Source organism: Microcystis aeruginosa LEGE 91341 (genome assembly GCF_015206885.1).
GTDB lineage: Bacteria > Cyanobacteriota > Cyanobacteriia > Cyanobacteriales > Microcystaceae > Microcystis > Microcystis aeruginosa_H.
In genome coordinates this window covers 28375-52379 of the sequence record NZ_JADEXY010000002.1, presented here as the reverse complement: position 1 = coordinate 52379, position 24005 = coordinate 28375, and the positions used below count along the sequence as shown (strand labels likewise).

The 24005-nt window shown below is 40.8% G+C and carries 21 protein-coding genes and 1 tRNA gene; 9 read left to right on the top strand and 13 right to left on the bottom strand.

Annotated elements, in window-relative coordinates; genetic code table 11:
* Positions 1 to 40 precede the first annotated feature (40 nt).
* From IQ234_RS00705 to IQ234_RS00675, 8 genes are all read right to left on the bottom strand, one after another.
* Entirely contained in the window at positions 41 to 400 is a 360-nt protein-coding gene (locus tag IQ234_RS00705; RefSeq protein ID WP_193955645.1) for a hypothetical protein, read from the bottom strand.
* Between the two features lie 212 nt (positions 401 to 612).
* A complete protein-coding gene (locus IQ234_RS00700; RefSeq protein ID WP_193955644.1) occupies positions 613 to 879 on the bottom strand; it encodes a type II toxin-antitoxin system RelE family toxin in 267 nt (88 codons plus the stop codon).
* A gap of 3 nt (positions 880 to 882) precedes the next feature.
* Positions 883 to 1080 carry a hypothetical protein gene (locus IQ234_RS00695; RefSeq protein WP_002786733.1) on the bottom strand — a complete coding sequence of 66 codons (198 nt, stop codon included), beginning with the start codon at positions 1078 to 1080 and terminating at the stop codon, positions 883 to 885.
* 171 nt (positions 1081 to 1251) lie between these two features.
* Positions 1252 to 1521, bottom strand: a complete 270-nt coding sequence (locus tag IQ234_RS00690; protein WP_193955643.1) for a type II toxin-antitoxin system HicB family antitoxin — start codon at positions 1519 to 1521, stop codon at positions 1252 to 1254.
* Complete coding sequence (locus tag IQ234_RS00685) at positions 1518 to 1709, bottom strand: type II toxin-antitoxin system HicA family toxin (RefSeq protein WP_193955642.1); 192 nt, start codon at positions 1707 to 1709, stop codon at positions 1518 to 1520. Before IQ234_RS00685 ends, IQ234_RS00690 begins: the two co-directional genes overlap by 4 nt.
* Entirely contained in the window at positions 1706 to 1909 is a 204-nt protein-coding gene (locus IQ234_RS00680; RefSeq protein WP_193955641.1) for a hypothetical protein, read from the bottom strand. The genes IQ234_RS00685 and IQ234_RS00680 overlap by 4 nt, the downstream gene beginning before the upstream one ends.
* Positions 1910 to 1930: 21 nt before the next feature.
* On the bottom strand, positions 1931 to 2056 hold the full coding sequence (locus tag IQ234_RS21490; protein WP_265578451.1) for a hypothetical protein: 126 nt from the start codon (positions 2054 to 2056) through the stop codon (positions 1931 to 1933).
* A gap of 33 nt (positions 2057 to 2089) precedes the next feature.
* A complete protein-coding gene (locus tag IQ234_RS00675) occupies positions 2090 to 2314 on the bottom strand; it encodes a hypothetical protein (protein WP_228008301.1) in 225 nt (74 codons plus the stop codon).
* 514 nt (positions 2315 to 2828) lie between these two features.
* On the opposite strand from IQ234_RS00675, the gene IQ234_RS00670 reads away from it, so the two are divergent.
* The 6 genes from IQ234_RS00670 (at position 2829) to IQ234_RS00645 (ending at position 10563) form a co-directional block, all read left to right on the top strand.
* Positions 2829 to 4121 (top strand): sugar ABC transporter substrate-binding protein, encoded by a 1293-nt coding sequence (locus tag IQ234_RS00670; protein ID WP_193955640.1) that lies wholly within the window; start codon positions 2829 to 2831, stop codon positions 4119 to 4121.
* A gap of 1 nt (position 4122) precedes the next feature.
* Positions 4123 to 5433, top strand: a complete 1311-nt coding sequence (locus IQ234_RS00665; RefSeq protein WP_193955639.1) for a mechanosensitive ion channel family protein — start codon at positions 4123 to 4125, stop codon at positions 5431 to 5433.
* Between the two features lie 402 nt (positions 5434 to 5835).
* Complete coding sequence (locus IQ234_RS00660; RefSeq protein ID WP_193955638.1) at positions 5836 to 7518, top strand: alpha/beta hydrolase; 1683 nt, start codon at positions 5836 to 5838, stop codon at positions 7516 to 7518.
* A gap of 294 nt (positions 7519 to 7812) precedes the next feature.
* Positions 7813 to 8364, top strand: a complete 552-nt coding sequence (locus IQ234_RS00655) for a DUF2854 domain-containing protein (RefSeq protein WP_193955637.1) — start codon at positions 7813 to 7815, stop codon at positions 8362 to 8364.
* The gene (locus tag IQ234_RS00650) at positions 8365 to 9126 is read left to right on the top strand and encodes a sulfite exporter TauE/SafE family protein (RefSeq protein WP_193955636.1); all 762 of its coding nucleotides are present in this window, start codon (positions 8365 to 8367) and stop codon (positions 9124 to 9126) included.
* Between the two features lie 405 nt (positions 9127 to 9531).
* On the top strand, positions 9532 to 10563 hold the full coding sequence (locus IQ234_RS00645; RefSeq protein WP_193955635.1) for an IS630 family transposase: 1032 nt from the start codon (positions 9532 to 9534) through the stop codon (positions 10561 to 10563).
* Positions 10564 to 11756: 1193 nt separating this feature from the next.
* On the opposite strand, the gene IQ234_RS00640 is transcribed toward IQ234_RS00645, so the two are convergent.
* Positions 11757 to 11828, bottom strand: a tRNA-Thr gene (locus IQ234_RS00640).
* Between the two features lie 264 nt (positions 11829 to 12092).
* On the opposite strand from IQ234_RS00640, the gene IQ234_RS00635 reads away from it, so the two are divergent.
* The 3 genes from IQ234_RS00635 (at position 12093) to IQ234_RS00625 (ending at position 17304) form a co-directional block, all read left to right on the top strand.
* On the top strand, positions 12093 to 13673 hold the full coding sequence (locus IQ234_RS00635; protein WP_110578127.1) for a photosystem II high light acclimation radical SAM protein: 1581 nt from the start codon (positions 12093 to 12095) through the stop codon (positions 13671 to 13673).
* 42 nt (positions 13674 to 13715) lie between these two features.
* Positions 13716 to 15251, top strand: a complete 1536-nt coding sequence (locus tag IQ234_RS00630; RefSeq protein ID WP_193955634.1) for a WD40 repeat domain-containing protein — start codon at positions 13716 to 13718, stop codon at positions 15249 to 15251.
* Positions 15252 to 15423: 172 nt separating this feature from the next.
* Entirely contained in the window at positions 15424 to 17304 is a 1881-nt protein-coding gene (locus IQ234_RS00625; RefSeq protein WP_002762768.1) for a DNA-directed RNA polymerase subunit gamma, read from the top strand.
* Positions 17305 to 17344: 40 nt separating this feature from the next.
* Here the strand turns inward: IQ234_RS00625 and IQ234_RS00620 are convergent, their stop codons facing one another.
* The 4 genes from IQ234_RS00620 to ileS form a co-directional block, all read right to left on the bottom strand.
* Complete coding sequence (locus IQ234_RS00620) at positions 17345 to 17734, bottom strand: RidA family protein (protein ID WP_043996983.1); 390 nt, start codon at positions 17732 to 17734, stop codon at positions 17345 to 17347.
* Between the two features lie 136 nt (positions 17735 to 17870).
* Positions 17871 to 20537, bottom strand: coding sequence for a ParA family protein (locus IQ234_RS00615; protein WP_193955633.1), 2667 nt, complete (start codon positions 20535 to 20537; stop codon positions 17871 to 17873).
* A gap of 10 nt (positions 20538 to 20547) precedes the next feature.
* A complete protein-coding gene (locus tag IQ234_RS00610) occupies positions 20548 to 20970 on the bottom strand; it encodes a hypothetical protein (RefSeq protein WP_193955632.1) in 423 nt (140 codons plus the stop codon).
* 103 nt (positions 20971 to 21073) lie between these two features.
* Positions 21074 to 23932, bottom strand: a complete 2859-nt coding sequence (ileS, locus tag IQ234_RS00605) for an isoleucine--tRNA ligase (RefSeq protein ID WP_193955631.1) — start codon at positions 23930 to 23932, stop codon at positions 21074 to 21076.
* Between the last annotated feature and the right edge of the window lie 73 nt (positions 23933 to 24005).

Genomic DNA, 24005 nt, shown 5'->3' with positions numbered 1-24005 from the left:
GAAGGTTTTGTTTGACCTGCTCCCCTACAGGCGGCTGTAGTCAAAAATTATTAATTTGTTTATCAATATTAATATCCCGATTAGCAAAGTTAAGAATTTTTTCTAAGTCAGTAAACTGATTAATAACGTAAGGATTAGATTCATTTTCCTTGACCGCTTGTTCTGCAACTCTTCGCATTTCTGGATCTTCCAGTAAAGTCGCCATTACCTCAATCGTTTCAGGTAACAAATCAGGATTTTGATTAGCCGATTGCAACTTTTTTAAAGTATCAGGAGACTTAGCTTCGATTAAATTTATCAGTTTTTCAAGGGAACCATCTAAGACAAGCTCCCCCACACGAGCCAACGCTCCCCCTAAAATAATCGTGACTCCTGTAGCCAATAGCGTTAAAGGTTCCATGATACAACTCCTTGCTAATAAATGGCACTTAATTAATTGTTAGATAGTGTAACAGGCTTCTGGTTCTTGTGTTTTATCTTTAATAAGATTATAGCCTGTGAAATAACAAAATGCCTACCCCGTGGAACAGGCTTCTAGTTCTTGTACCTGATCTTTGATAAGATTAACGTATAACCTTTAATTCTAGTTTGCTTGAGTTTGTCGTTCATGGCTTAGGGAAAATAACGGTACATTTCTTTACGATGTAAAACTCGTACAAAAGCAATCATATTCTCCTCAACATAAATACCTATGCGGTAATCTCCTATTCTTATCCGATAGTAACTGGGGTGGCCTTCAATAGCTTTGATATTTCTTAACTCAGCTAGATTATTGGACGCTTCTACCTCCACAATGACAGATTCAATTCGTTGTCGTAGCTTACGATCCTTGATAGCACCTAAATCTCGAAAAAAAAGGCGACGAAATTCAACTTGCATGATTTACTCTGCTAATAAAGAAAAAATTTCTTCTCGACTGACATTTTCATCATGAAGACCTTCTTCTATTGCTTTGGCTAGAGCCATATCCTCTATCACTTCATAAATTACGTCTGTTAAAGTTTCCCGTTCCTGCAATAATAACTCATGCAGAACCTCTTTAACAATAGGCTTGAGTGCTTGGGCTTGATCTTCTAACATTTTTGTCTCCTAATCTGTGTTTTATCTTTAATAAGATTATAGCCTATAAACTGGCAAAATGCCTACCCCGTGGAACAGGCTTCTGGTTTCTGTACTTGATCTTTGATCAGATTAAAGTAAAAGCTTTAATTCCAGTTTGCTAAAGTTTGTTGTTCATTTTCCTTGATAAAACTAAGGTTTGACTAACACTTGATCTATGGGAATATGAGTTAAAAAAAATGCTTCTCCTTCGGAATCTCGCAAAGCTTCTAAATAGGAATCAATCCCTCGTGGTTGGGGCAAGTTTTCAACATCTGCCAAATGCAAAGCCAAAGCCGATCGCATTTGCTCCGTTGTTTCTTCTAGAGTCGCACCTGTTGCTACACACCCCAATACATCGGGTGAATAAGCTGAAAATCCCGTCTCACTTTTTTCGAGAACAATTAGATATTTGTCGATCATTTTAACCCTGCTTGTTTAAGAACACTAGCTAAAGTTCCTTTACGAACATCATCACTTAATTTGCCAGCAACAGTCACCTTTCCCCTTTTTGTTGGATGCTCATATTGGCGATGACTACCGACTGTATTAACGAGAAACCAGCCATCTTTTTCTAATAACTTAATGACATCCCAAATCTTCGTAGTCATAAACTTACTCGATGTAACCAAAAAAATTCTTCTCGACTGACATTTTCATCATCAAGACCTTCTTCTATTGCTTTGGCTAGAACCATATCCTCTATCACTTCATAAATTACATCTGTTAGAGTTTCCCGTTCCTGCAATAATAACCCATGCAGAACCTCTTTAACAATAAACTTGAGTGCTTGGGCTTGATTTTCTAACATTTTTGTCTCCTAATCAATCTTTTAGTTAATTTTAATAGTTGCTTTTCCTATAACTCTTACCTCTGTTGTACCAATTTGTTCTGTTTTAGTCGTTGTTTTTCCTTTTACCGGTTGCTCAATTTCAGCATCTATTTCTCCCGCTTCCAAGTTATCTAAACCAATTTGGCTGATTCTCCCTGCTTAAATTTCCTGTCCCCAAATTCGTAACTCTTCAGCAAAAAGAGAATCTTCGTCTAAAATCACATCCAAATTTTTAGTGATAGTTTCAATGGCCGTACTGTCCCCACTTTCTAATTTAGCTAATGCTTCATTGACCTTGAGCGATTTTCCCGTTAACCGATCCCTAATCTTTCCCCATAATACAGGAATTTTCGCCACAGCCTCCGCAGTAAAACGCTTGGCCAAATCTCCTGTACCTGATTTAACAAACTCCTAAATTGCCAACGTTACCAACACAATCGCGCTTAAAGGTTCAGTCATATTTAACTCCTTTGGTGTTTGGGTTGAAATACAATATTTGGGGTGCCAGTTTCTTATACCATGATTATACAGTAAAGATTGCTTCGGTGGGTTCTTGGTTGGTACAGTAAAGTTAAGGCGGGTATCACTCCCTCGCCATGAAATAACTATTAATAACAGAAATCTCACTCATACTAAGCACAGTTTTCCTAAGCTATTGCCCATTTAAACTGGGTTTTATAGTGTTATAAAACCAACTATAAAACTCGCTCTTTCCCTTTGTTTTAAGCAGTAATTTAGATACGTCAGCAGTTTAACTCGCACAAATTTTTAACTGGGATTGTTGCTATACTGGTGGCTATGGAGACAAGATCATGTTAATTATTTTTCTGATGAGGATTATTAGTCACCTTTTCATGTACTATGGATCTATGGCAATATTTTTGAAGGATCACGAGCGATGCAATCCCTAAGGCTCAGAGTTAAAACTGCTTGGAGAAGCAAAAAAGCAAGGACGATTATATCGTTCCTATTGCTTTTTATCTTGATGCCAATTTTTCTTTATGCTTGTTTTAGTGATCTTCCTAACCAATCATCGGAGCAACGGCAAGGAACCCTTTTTGTTTGGTATCCAGAAGAGGGCAATTTAACTGAAGTACTAGGTCTCGGTTTCCAAGAGTTTGAAAAATTAAATCCGCAGGTGACAATTCTTGAACAAGCTATTCCTATCGATGAGATACCCGAACGTTTTTTTAAACAATCTCAAAGCGGATTGGGTGCGAGTGTTATTCTAATTTTTTCGGGAAATATACCCAGATTAGTATCTGAAGGAGTACTGGGGGAAATTGACCGGAAAAATCTAGATTTATCTATCTATAATCCTCCAACCCTGAAACAAGTTAGCTATCAAGGAAAAATCTATGGCATTCCCTTAGGTTCTCGTACTCGTGTACTGTGTTACAATCAAAAAAAATTACAAGTTAGTACCGATCCGCTGCTGAAGCAACCTCCCACCAGTTTAGAGGGATTAGTGGAACGTGCCCGCAAAGGTTATTCTGTGGGGATGGTGTCCTCTTTTGAAGATACTTTTTGGGGAATGGCAATTTTTGGCAGCTATTTGTGGGATGATCAGGGTAGGCTGCAACCTCGCTTGGATGGTTGGGCAAAATGGCTAGAATGGCTAAAATTTGCCTCGTCACAGCCTAATTTTATCCTCAATCGTCAACGGGAATTACTTCATGAGGCCTTTGCTAGAGGTCGCTTAACCTATTATGTTTGTAATTCTATTGAAATTGCCGATTTAAAAAACAGTCTCCAAGATGATCTCAGAGTCGCTTTACTTCCCCAAGGCACTCAAGGTAAAGCAGCACCAATTCTCTATACACGGGTGATGGTATTTAATCGTAATAATAGTGATAATGAAAATAGTTTGGGATTAGCTTTAGGAAAATTTCTCACCAATCCCGAACAACAATTGCAAGCAATCATCCAAACAGAAAGTTTTATTCCCACTAATCGACGGGTACAGATCGAAGGAAATTTACTACCGATCGAATCAGTATTATTACAACAATCTCACAATGCCGTGGCAGTTCCTCTGGATGATTGGGAAAAGTTGAATAAAATTTTAGAAGAGGGAGAATTTTGGTATGAAAGAGCGATCGCTGGTGAAATATCTTCCTCAACAGCAGCCCACCAACTGACACTTTATATTCAATCAGGTCTTGATCAGGAAGTCAGAAAAATAAATTAATATGAACAACAATATCCCATCTCTTTCGGAAATAATTGCTAACCAATTATTATTTTTAGGACGCAGAAATGTTCAAAATCAATTAATGATTATTTTTCTTTGTTTAATTCTTGCTTGGTTATTGTCAAAATGGTTATGGTCTTACTTAGAAAAAAGATTTCCTCACGTCACCACTTTTATCCATAGTGATAGAAAATTAACCATCCGTCAATATTTTGCTATCCTGATAGAGTTTCTTAATTTTCCAGTTATTAGTATAATTTTACTTGACTTAAATTATCTAATTTTTTTCAGTCAAAATTGGACAAGAGGAATGATTAATTTATCTATAAAACTCCTGTGGTTTTATTTAGTTTATCGTGGTTTATTAGCTGGACTATACGCCAAGTTTTCCGTCAATACAATTAAATATTATCATTTCCGGCTTTTAGCACCTTTATTGGTGTTATTTCTCCTGAGGATCATGATTGGTTTCTACAATAATATTCAGGAAATCGCCAAAGTATCTCCTTTCAATTTATTCAATAGTCCGATCACATTGGGAAGCATATTTATTTTGATAATAGCTCCCTATTTTCTAGTAATTGTTGTCGATCTTATAGAGACTATAATTTTGAGTATTACTAATTTAAATCAGCAAGCTAGTCGCGGTGAAATTGAAGCAACTTTACTGTTAGGACGTTATTTTTTCATTGTCTTAGGTTTTATCATCATCTTAGGGTATGTGGGAGTTAATGCAACGGCAATAGCGGCAATTACTGGTGGTTTATCGGTGGGTATTGGTTTCGGTATGCAGCAAGTGGTCAGTAATTTTATTAGCGGTATTTTACTATTATTTGAAAAAGTTCTTAAACCTGGTGATATCATTAATATTGAAGGGCAAACTTCTCAGGTAAAAAAGCTAGGTATTCGAGCGACAACAGTGCAAATCCTCACGGATAATTCCGAAAAAATTATCCCCAATCAAAAGTTTTTTACTGAGGATGTCACCACCTATACGGGTAGTGATAACTTGATTTATTGTTCAATTGTTATCGGAGTTGGTTATAATTCTAACGCACAACAGGTGATGAATTTATTGCTAGACATTGCTGATCATCATCCTAACATACTTAAAAACCCGCAACCAGTAGCCTTTTTTATTAATTTTGGTGATTCTAGTTTAAACTTTGAATTAAAGTTCTGGTTAGATGATGTTAACAGGAAAAAGCGAGTAATTAGTGATGTTAATTGTGTTATTCTTGATAGGTTTACTCAACAGGATATCGAGATTCCCTTTCCGCAGCAAGATATTCATATTCGCGATAATTAGCAATTTAATTAGTCACGCAAAATTAATTGATTGGTTGAAAAGCTTTATCAAAATGTCTAGTTAATTTTGCTTAGGTACTTATCTTGGTCAAAAATCTTATCTGATTATTTTCATCTCCAAATATATCACTTTTACTTATGAAATTCATATATTTATTTTTTCATTAATAACCAGTATCTTGACAAAAAAACAATTTTAATATAAAATCCATACTAGGTAATATGTTCAGAAAATACTCAATAATCTAGAATCGAAATCGCTCAGATTAATCTATCGAGGTTTTCCTTCTGCTTTTTGGTTCTAATTTGCTTGGTACTTTATCGATGTTTGTTGAACTTAGACATCAATCTCCGTGCGAGTTTTTTCCTTTAATTGCTGTCATCTACCCTAACTAAAAATTCCATGATTATCACCAGTTTACAAAATCGTTTTCCTAGAAATAATTACACCCGTCGGCTGCGAGCTTTTATTTTAGGTCTTTTCGCCGCCACTATGACTGCTTTACCCCTAAAAGCCGCCGAAGAAGTTGAATTTGTCTATACTCCCCTCGTCTTTTCTGTATCGGTAGCATCCCTAGAAACCTTTGCTAAAGAAGGCAAAATCGACGCTAATTTAAAACAATTTTTAGCCAGAGCAACTCCTGAAGCAAGAGAGCAGTTTCGTGAAGCTTTATTAACAAAAATTGACATCGATCCTGTTTTACTATCTCGTTTTTTTAATAGTGTTATGGGTGCTGATATGCTCTCTCGTTTGGGCAAAAGCATCACCATTCAAGGGGGAATTAATGGTAAATATGCCCTGCGGGGTGCGATTGTTAGTGCCGCTTTTGAACCGGGGGGATTAACCCTTTTAAATATCCTGAAAAAATTCCCCAATAATATCCAGTTACAGGGGGAAGAAATCCTCGGATTAGCTAAAGCCCTTGATTATGCCGTTTATGTGGCGGAAATATTTATTAAAGATATGCGCCTCTGGACAGCCGAGGAAGCGGCTGCTGTTAAACCAGCGATTAATTATGCCAGTTTACCCGATTTGCGTCAGCGCGGTAGCTTTCAGGTAAAAAAAGAAGTTTGGAACCTAACCGATAGCAGTCGCAATCGCAGTTTATATGTGGATGTTTATATCCCCCAAACTTTCCGAGACGGTAAAACACCTGTAATTATTTTTTCCCACGGATTAGCCTCTCGACCAGAAGATTATGCCCAAGCAATTGAACATCTAGCTTCCTACGGATTTTTAGTAGCAGCACCGCAACACCCCGGCAGTGATATGAAATACCTGCAAGGAATGTTAGGGGGGTATTATCGCAATATTTTTGATCGAGATGAATTTATTAATCGACCCAAAGATATTAGCTTTGTCATCGATGAATTAGCAAGACGTAATGATAGTCAATTTCAAGGTAAACTTGACCTCACTAATGTGGGAGTAGTGGGTCATTCTTTTGGGGGTTATACATCTCTAGCTGTTGCTGGCGCACAAATTGATTTTGATAATCTTGCTAAAGATTGTAACCGTTCTTATTCCGGGATTAATATCGCAATTTTCCTGGAATGTCGCGCCCTAGAATTGCCTAGACAGGTCTATAATTTTCGCGATGAACGAGTCGCAGCTGTTTTTGCAGCTAATCCCGTTAACCGCAGTATTTTTGGGGAAAAAGGTTTAAGTAAAATCTCGATTCCTGTCCTCTTGGGTTCCGGAAGTTATGACCCAGCAGCTAATCCGATTTTTGAACAGGCGATTTCTTTTACTTGGTTAAAAACGCCAGATAAATATCTAGCGATGGTGGAGGGACAAGCTCATGTAAATTTTACGGAATTGGATGCAGGAATGCAAAAAACCCTAAAGTCTGTGGTCGATATCACTTTACCCAATCAAAATCTAATCGAGGATTATACTGGGGCTTTATTGGTCTCTTTTTTTGAAGTTTATATTGCTAATAATGAAAAGTTTCGTCCTTTTCTTTTGTCTAGCTATGCAGAATATCTCAGTCAGGGACAAAAGTTTAAATTAGACTTTATTACTGCCGCTTCTGACGAGAAATTATCTAAATTAATTGAGAAATTGCGAGTACATAGGCAATAGTAAAACGCAGGGTGCGTTAGACAGCAAAAATTCCTGACGCACCACCTATCATCAACTAAGTAGCTGGTTACAATCTAAAGATAAACTATAAAGAAACTGAAACCTATCCCACTATCTAACAGTTAATTGAGATTGCTTACTTATTAAGTGTCAAGTTCGCCGCTTTCTTTTCACTGATGACTGATGACTGTTTACTGATAACTGAAAAATCTTCCCACTAGCCCCCTGCAAAAAAGATTCTCTTGAGTTGTATAATCTCTAAAGGATTAGCGTACTCAAGAAAAAAATTATTTCATGCTCAGAAAAATTAGACTATCATACTTTGGCTTAATTTTAGGCAGTATTTTAACGGTTATCGGGATCATCGGTTATGCCCAAGGTAACGCCACGGTCAATTTAGCGGGGTTTTTCTACGGATTACCGTTATTATTGGGAGGTTTAGCCCTAAAAGCTTCAGAAATCAAACCGATACCCTTCAGTCAACCCACTAGCCCCGAAATCTTGCAATTGCGCCAACAACAGGCTACTGTCACCCAAACCAAACTTCGCAACGATGTCACCCGCTATCGCTACGGACAGGAAGTGCATCTGGATGAAGCCCTAGAAAAGCTGGGATTAAGCCCCACGGACGAGGAAAGACCGACTTTAGTGGGAATTCGTGAAACTGCTGTTGATTCCGCCTATTGTTTCACCCTAGAATTTGAATCGCCCCTTTTACCCCTGGAAAAGTGGCTGGCAAAACAGGAAAAAATCGAAAGATACTTTGGCCCGGGAATTAGAGCCGAAATTAAGCAAGTTGACGAGGAAAAAATTGATTTAGCCCTAATTACTATCCCTAACCCCTAAATGCTCACGCCTATTCAGTATGGCTTCTTGGCAATCGCTGCCGTGGCTGCCGGCTTAATTAATGCTCTTGCCGGTGGCGGTAGTCTGATTACTTTTCCGACGCTGATGGCGGTGGGTATTCCACCGGTAATGGCAAATGTGACTAATACCGTCGCTTTATGTCCCGGTTATCTGGGAGCAACCCTCGCCCAAAAAAAAGACCTGCACGGGCAACAAAAACGGATTTGGTTATTACTACCATCGGCAGTTATTGGCGGCATTATCGGTGGTATTTTGCTGTTAAATAGTAGTGATAAAGTATTTGAGCGCCTGATTCCTTTTCTGATTCTTTTAGCGGCGGCTTTATTGGCTTTTCAAGATACTTTACGCTCTTGGCTACAGCGGCGACAGGGGGACGAAAATGGTCATATACCAGAAATTTTGGCGGTTTTACCCATCGCTCTCGCTTCAATTTATGGTGGTTATTTTGGAGCCGGTTTAGGGGTGATTGAGTTGGCAATTTTGGGCTTATTTCTCAAGGATAATCTCACAAGATTAAATGCTTTAAAACAGTTGCTTTCTTTGGTGGTTAATGTGGCTGCATCTTGGTTTTTTCTCTTTTCTAATCAGGTATATTGGTCGGCAGCGATAGTGGTAGCAATTGGCTCTTTAATTGGGGGTTTATTGGGGGGAAAACTAGCTAGAATTATCTCTCCTAGTTATCTGCGTCAGACTGTGGTAATTCTGAGTATTATTATCGCTATAGTTTATTTTCTTCGTTAATAAACCGAGTTATAGGCGGTTAAAATGCGTCTTAGCTTATCTTAATGATGAGGTAGGAAATTTTCCCTTTGGGGAGTTGGTTGTCGATAGCAAATTAAGTGGGTGGGTGGAATTAAATATAAGATGAACGAGGTTGGGCTTCGGCCGTGAGCTCAGCGTTCGACCGAGCTCACGCCGAGGTCCGAACGGTTGAAGCATGAAACCCAACGCCTGCATGGGTTACGCTACCGCTAACCCCTCCTACAAATAATTTTGCCTCCCTACTTAAGTTATACTGCATTTTTATGAGAAAGATCGTCAACTAATACCAAATTAAATAGAGAAAAAGGCAAATGATGTAGAATGAAGAGGTAGTAGATTATTCAAAAATCATGGTAGAAGTAACCTTAACAGTAGTCAAAGAAAGTGCAGAGGAAACGGCTTAAAGATGCAACCACCGCGAGGGAAAAAGACAAACTGCAAGTGCTGTATTGGCTAAAACAAGAAAAAGCTCCCACCCTCAAGGTGATAGCTGAAAGTTTAGGGCATGATAGAAACACAGTGCAAAGCTGGTTGTGTAAATATCGTGAGCAAGGCTTGCAGGGAATGTTAGAAAGGAAAAAATCAAAGGGTAGAGTGCGAGTTATCCCAGAATGGGCGGAAAAAGCCCTAGAAAAGCACTTAAAAGCCGAAGAAAATGGATTTAAGAGCTATGGGGAAGTGCAGGAATGGTTGGCCGAAAAACTGGGAGTAGAAGCAGAGTATCACACAGTGTATCAAATGACGCGTGATCGTCTCAAAGCCAAATTGAAAGTAGCAAGACCGGAGCATAATAAACAGGATAAAAAAAGGGAGAAATTTAAAGAAACCCTCAAAGAAAACCTAGAGTTGTTGAGTAATTACCTGAAAGAACAAAAAAACGAAACTAGAAAAATCCGATACTTTGCACAAGATGAAAGTCGCTTTGGAATCAATACAATAATAGGAAGATTGATCACAGGATGTGGAGTCAAACCCATCGGAAAATGGCAATGGTTATTCAAAGCCTTTTGGCTCTACGGGGCGGGGTCGCTATTAACAGGGGAAAGTTTCTTTTACCAGTTCTCTCATGTCAATAAAGATTGTTATCAAAAGTATTTAGAAGAGTTCTCAAAAGCCTATCCAGATAGGGTCAACATTTTGCCAGTGGATAATGGCAGATTTCACACAAGGAAGAAGTTGGTTATTCCCGAAAACATAATATTGTTTTTCCAACCTTCCTATTGTCCAGAACTGAATCTAATAGAGAGAGTATGGGAAGAACTGAAAAAAGAAATCAAATGGTCATGCTTTAAAACTTTAGAGGAATTGGAAGTCAAAGTAGATGAATTGTTTAAGAAGTTGACACCCCAGAGGGTTGCTTCTCTCACGGGATTTCCCTTCATCCTCGATGCTCTATCTGCACTGAATACAATTTAATTTGGTATAATACTAAATCCGTTGGCTCTCTTAGGTTTGGTGGGTAAAATGTATTCACAAGATACAGTCCTGCTGGCGAGGGAGTGGAAGGAACCACAAAGGACACAAAGATTGATCGATCCTATGTAAGTTAAACTTATCACACAGAACCTAGAAGAGCCATCCGTTGAGTATGGACTACATATCAGGAAAGACACTCATGCAAAACGGAAAATAAATATAGCGTTTCCTAAGCTAGTGAGGTACACCTATTTTTCTTCCCTTTTGCCTCTTGCCTAAAACCCATAACTTTTGTACATCAGCAGACTGAAAAACGCTATAAATAGGTTTTTACTGCTGAGGGTGAGTAGTATTTTTCTTTCCGGAATAGTATGTTGTCGGTTGCCAGGGTGATGTCTTGGATGATTACTTCTTGATAGCCTTTAAACTCTGCGTCTGCTGACAGTTTATCTTGGGGGTATTTTACTATTTCTTCTCTATCTATTTTTATAGTCCCGTTCTTAGTGCCTTTATTTTGCTTTTTTGGAGTTTTTCTCTCTTTCTCTGATGACTGATTGTTGGTAAACCCTTTCTTGTTGGCTTTGATGTCTGGCTTACCTTGTTCTCCTTTGAGACGGTTGTTTTTGTCTTTTAACTGTTGATTTTCTGCTCGTAATTCTTTGACTTCTGCTTGTAGTTACTCTATTAAGTTCAGTAATATTTCTACTGTCCGACGCATTGATTAGTCTGCAATCCCTTTTGGCTCGATGGTTTGCAGTATCTCTTCTCCTGATTTCTTGCTCGAATCTAGTTTTTGCGTCATCTGTCATATTCTATTATATTGCGTGTCCCTTGCTTACCTTTTTTTCTCTACTACCCCTACTTATTGAGCGGATACAACTATCAATAACTCATGCTTGTAAAGCGTGTATGCTAAAGCTTTGAGTTTTTTTTAGATTGATATTTATCAACTTTAGAGTATTGCTGGGCAGAGAGGGAGCTTGAGTAATTTTCTACAGTGTAAGTTCGGAAGAACCATTTATTTTCAGAATTACCATATCTTCCTAAAAACTAACCGTTTCAAGAATGGATTTTTCCTATTACCCATTTTAACCTTTTAACATCTAGAGTCTACTTAATAATTGAAAAAAATGCTTGAGCGAGTATCCACAGGAACCCGACCACTAGGATATGTGTACTATTTTAACTAAACAAGCCGATGATGGGATTTGAACCCACGACCAATTGATTACGAATCAACTACTCTACCACTGAGCTACATCGGCACTATTGGGAATTCTCGGTTATGTCAAGGAAAATAGATGTAGAGCTAGAAAATTTTTTTATAACCAAATCCTCTCGACTCGACCCCGAAAATACGCACGCTTGAAAACGGAGGCACAAAACCTTTACATAGGACTGCGACAGTTCGTCTATCTGGGTTTAGGTGCTTGGGGTTTTATAAAGTTTAACCTCTCCCAGACAAGCCAGACAAAGTTAAGTTATATTAAGATTACTCAGAATGCGTCTCCATCCCCTTCAGAAATCTCATGACTCAACCACAAGCACAACGCATCCTCTACGTTAGACTCCCCTGTAACCCTATTTTCCCCATCGGTGTGGTTTACCTTTCCGACCACGTTCATAAACTCTTCCCCGACATCGAACAAAGAATCTTTGACCTTGGCACCGTCCCCCCCTTAGACTTTAACCAGGCACTCGATCGCTGTGTTGACGAATTTCGGCCCACCCTGCTAGTATTCTCCTGGCGGGATATTCAGATATATGCCCCCGTCGGTGGTCGCGGTGGCAATCCCCTGCAAAACGCCTTTGAATTTTACTACGCTAAAAACCCCCTAATCAAGCTGCGCGGTGCTTTGGGAGGTTTAAAGGTGACAACCGCCTACTACGGCGAATTATGGCGCAATCAGGGACTAATTCGCCGAGGGTTGCAGCGGGCCAGAAAATACCATCCCGAAGCGCGAGTTATCGTCGGGGGTGGTGCCGTCAGTGTTTTCTACGAACAACTAAAAACTAAACTGCCCACAGGAACAATTGTATCAGTCGGAGAAGGGGAAACCCTGCTAGAAAAATTCCTCTCCGGCCGGGACTTTAGCGATGAACGTTGTTATGTCGTCGGAGAAACCACACCCCGGCCGCGTTTAATCCACGAATCCCCCACCCCCTTAGAAAAATCCGCTTGTAACTACGACTACATCGCCAGTATTTGGCCAGAATTTTCCTACTATTTCCAAGAAAACGACTTTTATATCGGGGTGCAAACCAAGCGCGGCTGTCCCCATAACTGCTGCTACTGCATCTATACCGTCGTTGAAGGCAAACAAGTACGCATTAATCCCGCCGATGAAGTAGTTAAGGAAATACGCCAATTATACGACCGTGGCATTCGCAATTTCTGGTTTACCGATGCCCAATTTATCCCCGCCAGAAAATTTATCGACGATGTAGAAGAACTATTAGAAAAAATCCTCGATGCTGGGATGAAAGATATCCATTGGGCTGCCTATATTCGCGCCGATAATCTCACCCCAAAACTGTGCGATTTAATGGTAAAAACAGGCATGAACTACTTTGAAATTGGCATCACCAGTGGTTCTCAGGAATTAGTCCGTAAAATGCGGATGGGCTATAATTTGCGGACAGTTCTGCAAAATTGTCGAGACTTAAAAGCGGCGGGTTTTAATGATCTGGTTTCGGTCAATTATTCTTTTAATGTTATTGATGAAACTCTAGAAACTATTCGTCAAACTATCGCCTATCATCGGGAATTAGAAAATATTTTTGGAGTCGATAAAGTGGAACCAGCCATCTTTTTTATCGGACTACAACCCCACACCCATCTAGAAGAATACGCCTTCAAAAAAGAGATTATTAAACCCGACTACGATCCCATGAGTTTAATGCCCTGGACAGCCAAAAAACTGCTCTGGAATCCCGAACCTTTGGGGTCATTCTTTGGCGAAGTTTGTCTGCAAGCATGGCGACAAAATCCCGATGATTTTGGACGGGAAGTGCTGAAAATTTTGGAAGCAAGACTAGGGAAGGCCGATTTAGAATCCGCTTTGACCGCACCGATAGAAACTAAGGAAAAAGTCTTAATTCCTGCTTAAAAATTAATTTTAGTCAATCCCAAGGCGGCAATTAGCGTTACCATGAGTCTGAAATCAGGAGATGATCAAAATCCCTTTACCGGTAACTGCAAAATGACCGACCATCGCCTCCATGGGCTAGAATTAGCGGAATATATCGCCCTAGGATTAACCCTGCTTACCCTTATCGCCATGGGTGCGGGGTTTTTGCCTTTGTTCCTCCTAGTCGTGACTTTCGGGTTGAATATTCTCAATCGTCTCCGAGAAAGAACCAGGCAACTTCAACGTTTAACCGAGATAACCGGTCATTTACAGAGTCAGTGGGAAGAAGACAAAGAAGCTTTATCGGCACAAATACAGTCCCTGAGTCCTGCAGCAGCCAGGGATAACGACCGTGCGGTCGCAACGCGCTCGCTACGCGAGATCGCAGAATTAGAGGAGAATATTCTCGTCCTCGAACAGTCCTACAATCAAATTATTCAATATATCAACCGTAACGGGCTGCTGGAACGCATCGAACATCTGGAAAAATCCTACAGTCGCTTACAAAGAGAGATTTTGCCGCTTAAGGAAGAATCAGCAGATATTAACGCCATAAAAGCGGAAAATGAGCCACAAATCACCCTACCTGCCCTTAATTTAACTCCCACTTCTCCCCCCGTCCCTATCCCCCATTGGCACTATTATCGTCGTCTGAGCGCCCATCGGGAAATGATTACAGCGATCGCAATTACCGAGGATCAAAGGTTTTTAATTAGCGTTAGTTGGGATCGTACCCTAAAAATCTGGGATTTTGCCACAGGAACCCTGATTAATACCGTGGAAGCTCATGATCAGGGCATTTTAGCCCTAGCAGTGACCGGAAACGGCGATTATCAGCTAGCGACGGGAGGATTCGATCAAACCGTTAAATTATGGACTTTAGCCGGCGATGGCAGTAGTCTGGAATTAAATCAAATTTTCCTCGGTCATCTCGGTTCGATTCACGGCCTGGATTTTGCCCCCCGTTGGCATTTTTTGGTTAGCGGTAGTTACGATCAAACCCTAAAACAGTGGAATTTAGAGCAGGAAACCGAAGAATTTAGCTCCTATGACAGTATAGGGGCAATTTATGCCCTAGCAGTGGCTCCTAATCAAGATTTTATCGCCGCAGCCGGAGGTGATGGCACTGTCACCCTCTGGCAATTGGGATCGGGAGAAAAAATCGCCGTCCTATCCGGTAACGTTTCTTCGGTGCAAAGTCTGGCGATCGCTGCCGATAGTCAGATTATTGCCGCCGGTTGTGTGGATGGGACGGTGAAAATCTGGCAATACGACCCGGAGAAAAGCGGTCATTTTGCGCCAATTCGGGTGATTAATGCCCATAATGGTCAGGTGACAAGCTTGGTATTTGCAGAGGAGGGTCAATGGTTATTTACCGGGGGGACCGACGGAGAGATTAAAATCTGGTTAGCCAATTCTCAACAGGCGATCGCAATTCTCAGCACCGACAATGGGCGATCGTCGCCGATCTCCAGTTTAGTTCTCAGCCCCGATTATTGCCACCTAGCAGCGGCCGCGGCCGACGGCAGCATCACCATCTGGGAAAATATCACTTAATGGTCGATCGAACTGGAAAAATTGTATAATGTAATGTCCCGGACTCGATCGGGCTAGTTTGACCCCAAGAAAAAGTGACTGAGTTAACCGTCGTTTCTGCCTAATAGTTGTCATCGAGAAAGCGAGAGCGATCGCTTATCCCGGAATCATTACCCATAGTAAAAAATTCAGAATGAAGACTCCAACAGATCAAAGATTTGATTACGTCAAAATCGGTTTAGCGTCCCCCGAGAGAATTCGGCAATGGGGAGAAAGAAACCTGCCTAACGGTCAAGTCGTCGGAGAAGTAACCAAACCAGAAACGATCAACTATCGGACTCTCAAACCGGAAATGGATGGGTTATTCTGCGAGAAAATTTTTGGACCCTCGAAGGACTGGGAATGTTGGTGCGGTAAATACAAACGCGTCCGTCACCGGGGAATTGTCTGTGAACGTTGCGGGGTGGAAGTCACCGAGTCCCGGGTACGTCGTCATCGCATGGGTTTTATCAAATTAGCTGCCCCCGTCACCCACGTTTGGTATCTCAAAGGTATTCCCAGTTATCTCAGTATCCTGCTCGATATGCCCCTGCGGGACGTGGAGCAAATCGTCTATTTTAATGCCTATGTGGTTCTCGATCCGGGTAATGCTGGCAATCTTAGTTATAAACAACTCCTCAGCGAAGATCAATGGTTAGAGATCGAAGAGGAAATCTACGCAGAGGATTCGGAATTAGTCGGTATTGAAGTGGGTATCGGGGCCGAGGCTATCCAAAGACTCTTACAGGAAATTAACCTGGAAGAAGAAGCGGAAAGACTGCGGACGGAAATTGTCGAAAGTAAGGGGCAAAAACGGGCAAAATTAATTAAACGTCTCCGGGTAATCGATAACTTTGTCGCCACGGGTTCTCAGGCAGAATGGATGGTTTTAAGCGTAATTCCCGTGATTCCCCCCGATTTACGCCCGATGGTGCAGTTGGACGGCGGCCGTTTTGCCACCTCTGACCTGAACGATCTCTACCGTCGGGTGATTAACCGCAATAACCGTTTATCCCGTCTGCAAGAAATTCTCGCCCCCGAAATTATCGTCCGTAACGAAAAACGGATGTTACAGGAGGCCGTCGATGCTTTAATTGATAACGGTCGTCGCGGTCGCACGGTGGTGGGGGCCAATAATCGCGCCCTGAAGTCTTTATCGGATATTATTGAGGGTAAACAGGGGCGTTTCCGTCAAAATCTCCTCGGTAAACGGGTGGACTATTCGGGACGTTCGGTTATCGTTGTCGGTCCGAAATTGAAGATCTATCAATGCGGTTTACCCCGGGAAATGGCGATCGAATTGTTCCAACCCTTCGTTATCCATCGTTTAATTAAATTAGGCATCGTCAATAATATCAAGGCAGCCAAGAAAATGATCCAACGGGGGGATGCTAATGTTTGGCACGTCTTGGATGAAGTAATCACGGGACACCCGGTGATGTTAAACCGCGCCCCTACCCTGCACCGTTTGGGCATTCAAGCGTTTGAACCGATCTTGGTGGAGGGCCGGGCGATTCAGTTACATCCCCTCGTCTGTCCCGCTTTTAACGCCGACTTTGACGGGGACCAAATGGCCGTACATATTCCCCTCTCCCTGGAAGCACAATCGGAAGCGCGATTGTTGATGTTAGCTTGTCATAATATTCTCTCACCGGCGACCGGTCGCCCGATTGTTGCCCCTTCTCAGGATATGGTTTTGGGTTGTTATTATCTCACGGCCGAAAATCCCAAGGCCCAAAAGGGTGGAGGTCGTTATTTCGCCAGCATGGATGACGCTATTCGCGCTTTTGATCAGGGATTGGTGGACCTGCACGCTTCTGTCTGGTTGCGTTTGCCGGTGGGAGAAAAGGTGAAAACCAATAAACCGGATGAGGAAGTCCTGGAAACGGAAACTCTCCCCGATGGCAGCATCTGGAAATATTATCGGGAACGCAAAACCCGCGAGAAGGATGGTCAGATAATTTCCCAGTATGTGCGTACTACAGTGGGGCGAATTATCTACAATAAGACGATTCTAGAGGCTTTGGTGGTCTAGAGAGAGATTAGGTTAGGGTGGGCAATGCCCACCTTAATTTTTAGGCTAAAGCGGCAATACATTCTATTTCCACTAGGACATCTTTGGGAAGACGGGCCACTTCCACACAGGCCCGGGCCGGGGCGGTTTCCGGGGGGAAATAACGGGCATAAACTTGATTCATCGCCCCGAAATTGGCTAAATCCGAGAGAAAAACGGTAGTTTTCACCACATTTGACCAATTAGCCCCAGCAGCGGTTAAAATGCCCTCTAGATTGGCCATAACTTGTTCGGTTTGGGCGCTAATTTCCCCGGAGACGATTTCACCCGTGACGGGATCTAGGGGAATTTGTCCCGCAACAAAGAGAAAAGGACCAGTAGCGGCGATCGCTTGATTATAGGGACCCACAGGGGCCGGAGCTTTATCAGTACGAATGACCTGATTATTCATGGGCAGGATAGTTAAAAAAGATGACATTGAATCAATTGAATATTTTCCCAGTTTTTCGATCGCTTGTAGTTAATTTTCGCCGGTTAGGGGGTTTAATTTTGACTAAGCGATCGTTTGAGAAAAGTCGATCGATGACTCACTTTGTACCTGTACGAATCATCTTAAATCCATACACATAAATATCTGCGAATCCATATCTTTTTTCTTTTTCGCGCCATTGAGCAAGACCAATTTCGCTTAAAAGCTCGGCAAATCTATCGAAATCAGGTATTATTGACCGTGCGGTACGTTCCCACACTTGATTGAGTTCTTCCCTAGAAGGTAAAGCAGAAATCCCTTCTAAAGCTCGGAAAAAATTCTCTAGGTCAGGATATTCTTGTCTAATAGCGTCACAGCGTTCTTCAGAAGCTTTTTCTAAACCAATTTCTAGAGATTTTGCTCGCAATAAGCGATCAGTTGGTGACTGAATTGATGACTGTCCTTTGTAGGTTAATTCTTGTGCTTTTGCTCCTTGTAATAGAGCGCTTAAACTGCGAGGAAAAGTAGTACCACTAGAATCCGTTAAACGTTCATAAACCCATCGATAAACGTATTTAGCTCTATCCCCTCTTCGTCGGCGACTGCCCCAAAGTAATTCTAAGGCATGATTTAGAGCTTCTTCCGTTGCTTGATCGATACTTTCCACGGGAGCAAAACGAGCGACTAAATCTTTAAATTCTGGCGATAGAAAAGCTTGACGGAGAGCTAATCTCAAGAAATCTATTCTCGTCCATTGTAGAAGTAAATCTCGTCCATTGAAGTGACTTTTATTATCAAAGTTAAGACGTTTCCAGATATCTTCTCTCAGAAATATTTTAAAACGAATTGCTGTTAGTGTCCGAGCATCACAAGCTTGAACAAACTGAAATAAACCGGTGAGAGCTTGTTGACGAATACCCTCTCTCTCTGGGAAATCTTCATCTAAATCATCATAAAGAAACCAGAGAGTCTGCTGCTCTTTTAATTGTTTCTGATTAACTAGATCTAAAGCATCTTTAATCAGGAGAGTCAAATCTCCATCCGTTGCTAATTTAACTAAAGCTTGAGTATGTTCGGATTGCCAATTTTCTGGGGGTAATTCTTGAAAAATTCGTTTAATCGCCTGAAATTTTTCCCAATTTTTACCTTTAGGAAAGATACTATTTTTAAAGTTTTTGAACACATTTATCAGCAAATAAGCTCGCCAAACTTTTTCCCAGGTACCTTGTTTTTCTAGCAATTCTTGATTTATATACTGGAATTCATCCCGGGATGGACGACTATTATTATAGCTCCCATGACCAGATAATAAAGTCACATGATCTAGACGACTATAGGCCAATTTTCGTGCCTCAGACTCCTGCCGGAGTAGTAACAAATAAAGTGCTGTCTTTCCTGTTCCCTTACGACCTCTGATCAGACAAGTTGCTTGATCAAGAAATTTATCAAAGTTAGCAGTTTTCTGAAATAAAAGACTAATATTTGAACCGATATCTCCCGCATTTAATGGCATAAAATTAAGACTTTCAATAACTTGCCAACGTTGTTTGGAACTGGCCAGAATGTTTTGCAAGCGAATTTCATTGGTATCTTCATCGATTAAGTTAGCAATGCGAGTATAATAATCCAGTAATCCAGTGACAGGATAGCGGTCTGCTAGAGCGATCGAGGGAATATAGGGTATGATTAGATAGTCTTCTGAATCTATATCTAAATCATGATCGGTAGTTTCATCTATATCTATATTTTTGTCAATATCCTTTTGTAAAATTTGCCAAGCATGAATAACTTTAGTTATTCCCGTATCACTTAAATCGGGAACGGGTGAAAAAACAAAATTAAGCGAAAGTCGGCCAAAAGAAGTCAAAGATTGCAAAAGAAGCTCGATTCCTTTTTGATTTTGTTCGTTAGGAAATAAAAAAATAATTGCTTCGTTGGCTGCCTGTAGTAAAGATAAAGCTCCCCATTCATTGATTCCAGTGCGCGAATCTACTAAGATAAGATCAGGTTTTAACTGATTTTGAATCTCTCCACTAAAAGTTGACCAGAGTGTTTCCCCATTATCGAGAATTGTTGTTGCTCGCAGATCATCAACTTTAGTAATGTAATCAAGACTCAAATCACCCGCAGGAACAATAAATAGTCTTCCCGTTGCATCGGGAATATTAACTTCTCCAAATATTTCAGTGATATTAATCTTTGCTTTTACACCTTCTGGTAAATAGGATTTTTCATAAAAATAGTCCACAATTCCGTATTTCGGTGAGGGATTTAAGGGAAAAGCTGTGCTTAACCCCGGTGCTTCTAAATCCAAGTCAACAGCTACTACTTTACGACCTCGCATCGCTAAAATCCAAGCAACATGAATTAAAGCAGTTGTCCTACCTACTCCCCCTTTAAAAGAATAAAAAGTTACGGTTCTAGGAAGACAAAGTTCGGGAGAAGACGGTGATTGATTTTGTGGATTAGTTGACCACAAAGCTAAATCTTGCCAAGTGTGAATTGATTTTGCGTCCAGAAGTTGTGGAGCTTTTAGAGCGAGAGAGGCTGCCTCCTGAATAGTATATAAAGATATAAAACCTAAAGATTTATGCTGTTGTCCTATGTCATTTTTAACTGCTTCTATTCGCTGAGTTGTTGATAAATTTTCAAACTTATCACTGACGATAGTTATATTCAAAAGTCCAGCAGTAGATAGATTGAGATCAACCCATTCTTGTGCTTCTTTTTGAACATATATATCTGTTAATTTTTGTTTCAGTGATCTTAACCAAGTTTCTGACATAACTATCTCCTTAAAGTTGAGTAGCTTGTTTCTGAAGCCATCTTTTCAGACCTGTATAAGCTGATAACCACTCTTTGTATTTATCGTCATTCGGTTCACCGCTGGAATAACGCATATTTATAAAATTTTGACTAGGGTTTTCTACTATATTAATCCATTTTATCACCTCTGGACAATTTTGAACTCTCGAATAGAGACGATTATTACTTTTTAGAGCAGCTGTAAAACTGTGACCTGGATTAGTTATGGTATGTCCGGGGTTATGGGAATCAGTTTTCCATTCTTGACTGGATACCGAAGCTAAGATCATAGATTTCAGCAAACATTCGATCGTAATACCTCCAAAGTGCATAGCAGCTATTTTCCTATTAGATTTACAAAGTATTTCTGTATCTTGATGACGTTGTAAAAAAGCTGATTGGTAATCTTCCATCCCTAATTATCTATTCCCTAGAGTTAATACCTGTGAATAAGTTTTTAGCTGAGGATTAAACAAGGGTACTTTATTCGACAATAAAGCACCCTTTTAGTTTAGCTTAGAACTCTCCTTTTAAAGCGGCATTACAGCGCTCGCAAATAGTGGGATCATCGGCAAATTTTCCCACTTGAGTGGAATAATTCCAACAGCGATCGCATTTTTCGCCGTCTGCTTTGACAATTCCCACCGAAACAAAGTCCGATTCTCCCTTATATTCTGCAGTTTGAATCGCGCTAATATCACTAACTAATTCCACTTGAGAAGAGAGAAATAGATAACGCAATTCATCGACTTTATTCCCCGTTAAACTATCACAATTGTTGAATAATTCTAACTCCTGTTGTAAGGTTTCATCGGGAACATAAAGTAAAACTTTTGCCTCTAAAGAAGCACCGATCGCTTTATCATTTCTGGCAGTTTCCATCACCTTATTAACTTCGGTGCGTAGCTGCCGGAATTTGGACCATTTATCGGCCAATTCGCGATTATTCCAAGCAGGATCGATGTTTAGCCATCCTGACTCAAATACTGATAAATAAGGAGTTTTGTAGGGGAGAAATTGCCAGATATCTTCCGCTAGATGAGACAGGACAGGAGCGATCGCTTTAGCAAGATTTTCTAAAGCAATAGCATAGACTGTTTGACAACTGCGACGACGGAAAGAATTAGGATCAGAAATGTATAAACGATCCTTAGCGATGTCGATATAAAAGTTAGATAAATCGACAACACAAAAATTCTGTACCGTCTGGAAAAAGCGGAAAAATTGGAAACTTTCAAAAGCTGCCGTAACTTCCGTAAACACCTCCGAGATACGATGTAACATATAGCGATCGATCTCTGGTAGATCATCATAAGCTACCGCATCTTTAACGGGATCAAAATCATTTAAACTCCCCAGTAAAAACCTGGCAGTGTTACGGATTTTATTACGGATATCTACCAACTGTTTAAGAATATTTTGACCGATATTCACATCATTGGTATAGTCCACCGAGGACACCCATAACCGAATCACATCCACCCCATAAGCGGGTTCTTTTTTCTGGTCTTTACCCCCATTAATGATCACATTGGGATCGATGACATTACCCAGAGATTTACTCATTTTTCGTCCCTGTTCATCCAAAACAAAACCGTGAGTTAACACCGTTTTATAGGGAGCAATACCATTAGCAGCGACACTGGTTAATAAACTCGATTGAAACCATCCCCGATGCTGATCCGATCCTTCTAGATACATATCCGCAGGATAACTTAATTCTGGTCGAGCATTAGCCACCGCATTCCAACTAGAACCAGAATCAAACCACACATCCATAGTATCCATTCCCTTGCGATAACTGCGACCATTGTCGCGATAACTGGGAGGTAACAATTCCTCTACGGATAACTCCCACCAAGCGTTAGAACCCTTGACTGCGAAGATAGCTTGAACGTGATTAATCGTCTCCTCGGTTAACAGAGGTTCATTCGTTTCTTCGTCATAAAAAACAGGAATAGGAACCCCCCAACTGCGCTGACGAGAGATACACCAATCGCTTCTTTCACTAACCATAGAAGTAATACGGTTCTTACCCGTTGCGGGAATCCAACGCACCGAATCAATTGCTTCTAAAGCTAATTCCCGGAATCCTTCCACGGAAGCAAACCATTGTTCTGTTGCGCGGAAAATTGTCGGTTTTTTGGTTCTCCAATCGTAGGGATATTTATGCTGATATGCTTCTTCTTTGAGTAAGGCACCCTTTTCTGTCAGTGCTAAAATTATTGCTTCATTAGCATCTTTCAAGACATTTAAACCCGCAAATTGTCCCGCTTCTGCGGTGAAATTTCCCTTATCATCCACAGGAGAAAGTATCGGTAACCCGTAACGTTGGCCGACGATATAATCCTCCTGACCATGGCCAGGGGCCGTATGAACTAATCCGGTGCCGGAATCAGTGGTGACATAATCCCCACCGATGAGAATCGCACTTTCTCTGTCAAACAAAGGATGACGATATTTAGTATGTTCTAATTCCAGACCTTTAACCGTTGCTTTAATAGTCAAAGTTGTGTTAAAAGTGTCGGCTAATTTTTCGACTAAATCCGTCGCTACGATTAGATAATTAGACTCGCTAGTTTCCACCACTGAATAGTTTAATTCTGGGTTTAATGCGACGGCCAAATTCCCGGGTAAAGTCCAGGGGGTAGTCGTCCAGATAGCCACGGATAAATTAGGCAAAAATGGCGTTAAAACCGGGGTCGAAACTGACGTAATTGGGAAAGCAACATAGACACTCCTGGAAGTGTGACCTTCGGGATATTCTAATTCGGCCTCAGCTAAAGCGGTTTGAGAACTAGGACTCCAGTGAACTGGTTTTAGTCCCCGATAAATATAACCTTTCAGGGCCATTTTTCCGAATACGGCAATTTGAGCGGCCTCGTATTCAGGTTTTAGGGTTAAATAGGGATTTTCCCAGTCTCCCCAGACTCCATACCTTTTGAAACCTTCACACTGTTCTTTTTGCGTTTGAAGGGCAAAATCATGGGCTTTCTGACGTAATTTTAAAGGGGTTAGACCCTCTTTTTCCGAGCTTTTGAGACTTTGTAAAACCTTTAGTTCGATCGGCAACCCGTGACAATCCCAACCCGGCACATAGCGCACTTTGTAGCCTTGCAGCAGTTTATATTTATTGATAATGTCTTTGAGAATTTTATTTAAAGCATGACCGATATGCAGGGACCCGTTAGCGTAGGGAGGACCATCGTGGAGAATAAATAATTCTTTGGGGTTATTTTGCGCTAATTTCTCGTATATTTGCTCATCTTGCCAGAATTTCTGGATTTCTGGCTCACGTTTGCTGGCATTTGCTCGCATATCAAAGTCAGTTTGAGGCAAATTAACGGTATCTTTGTAACTTTTAGCGTTGGACATTCTGGCAAACCTATGGATATCAATCGTTTTCGGGATTCATTCCTAAATAACGTCCCTTTGAGAGTCGTTATCT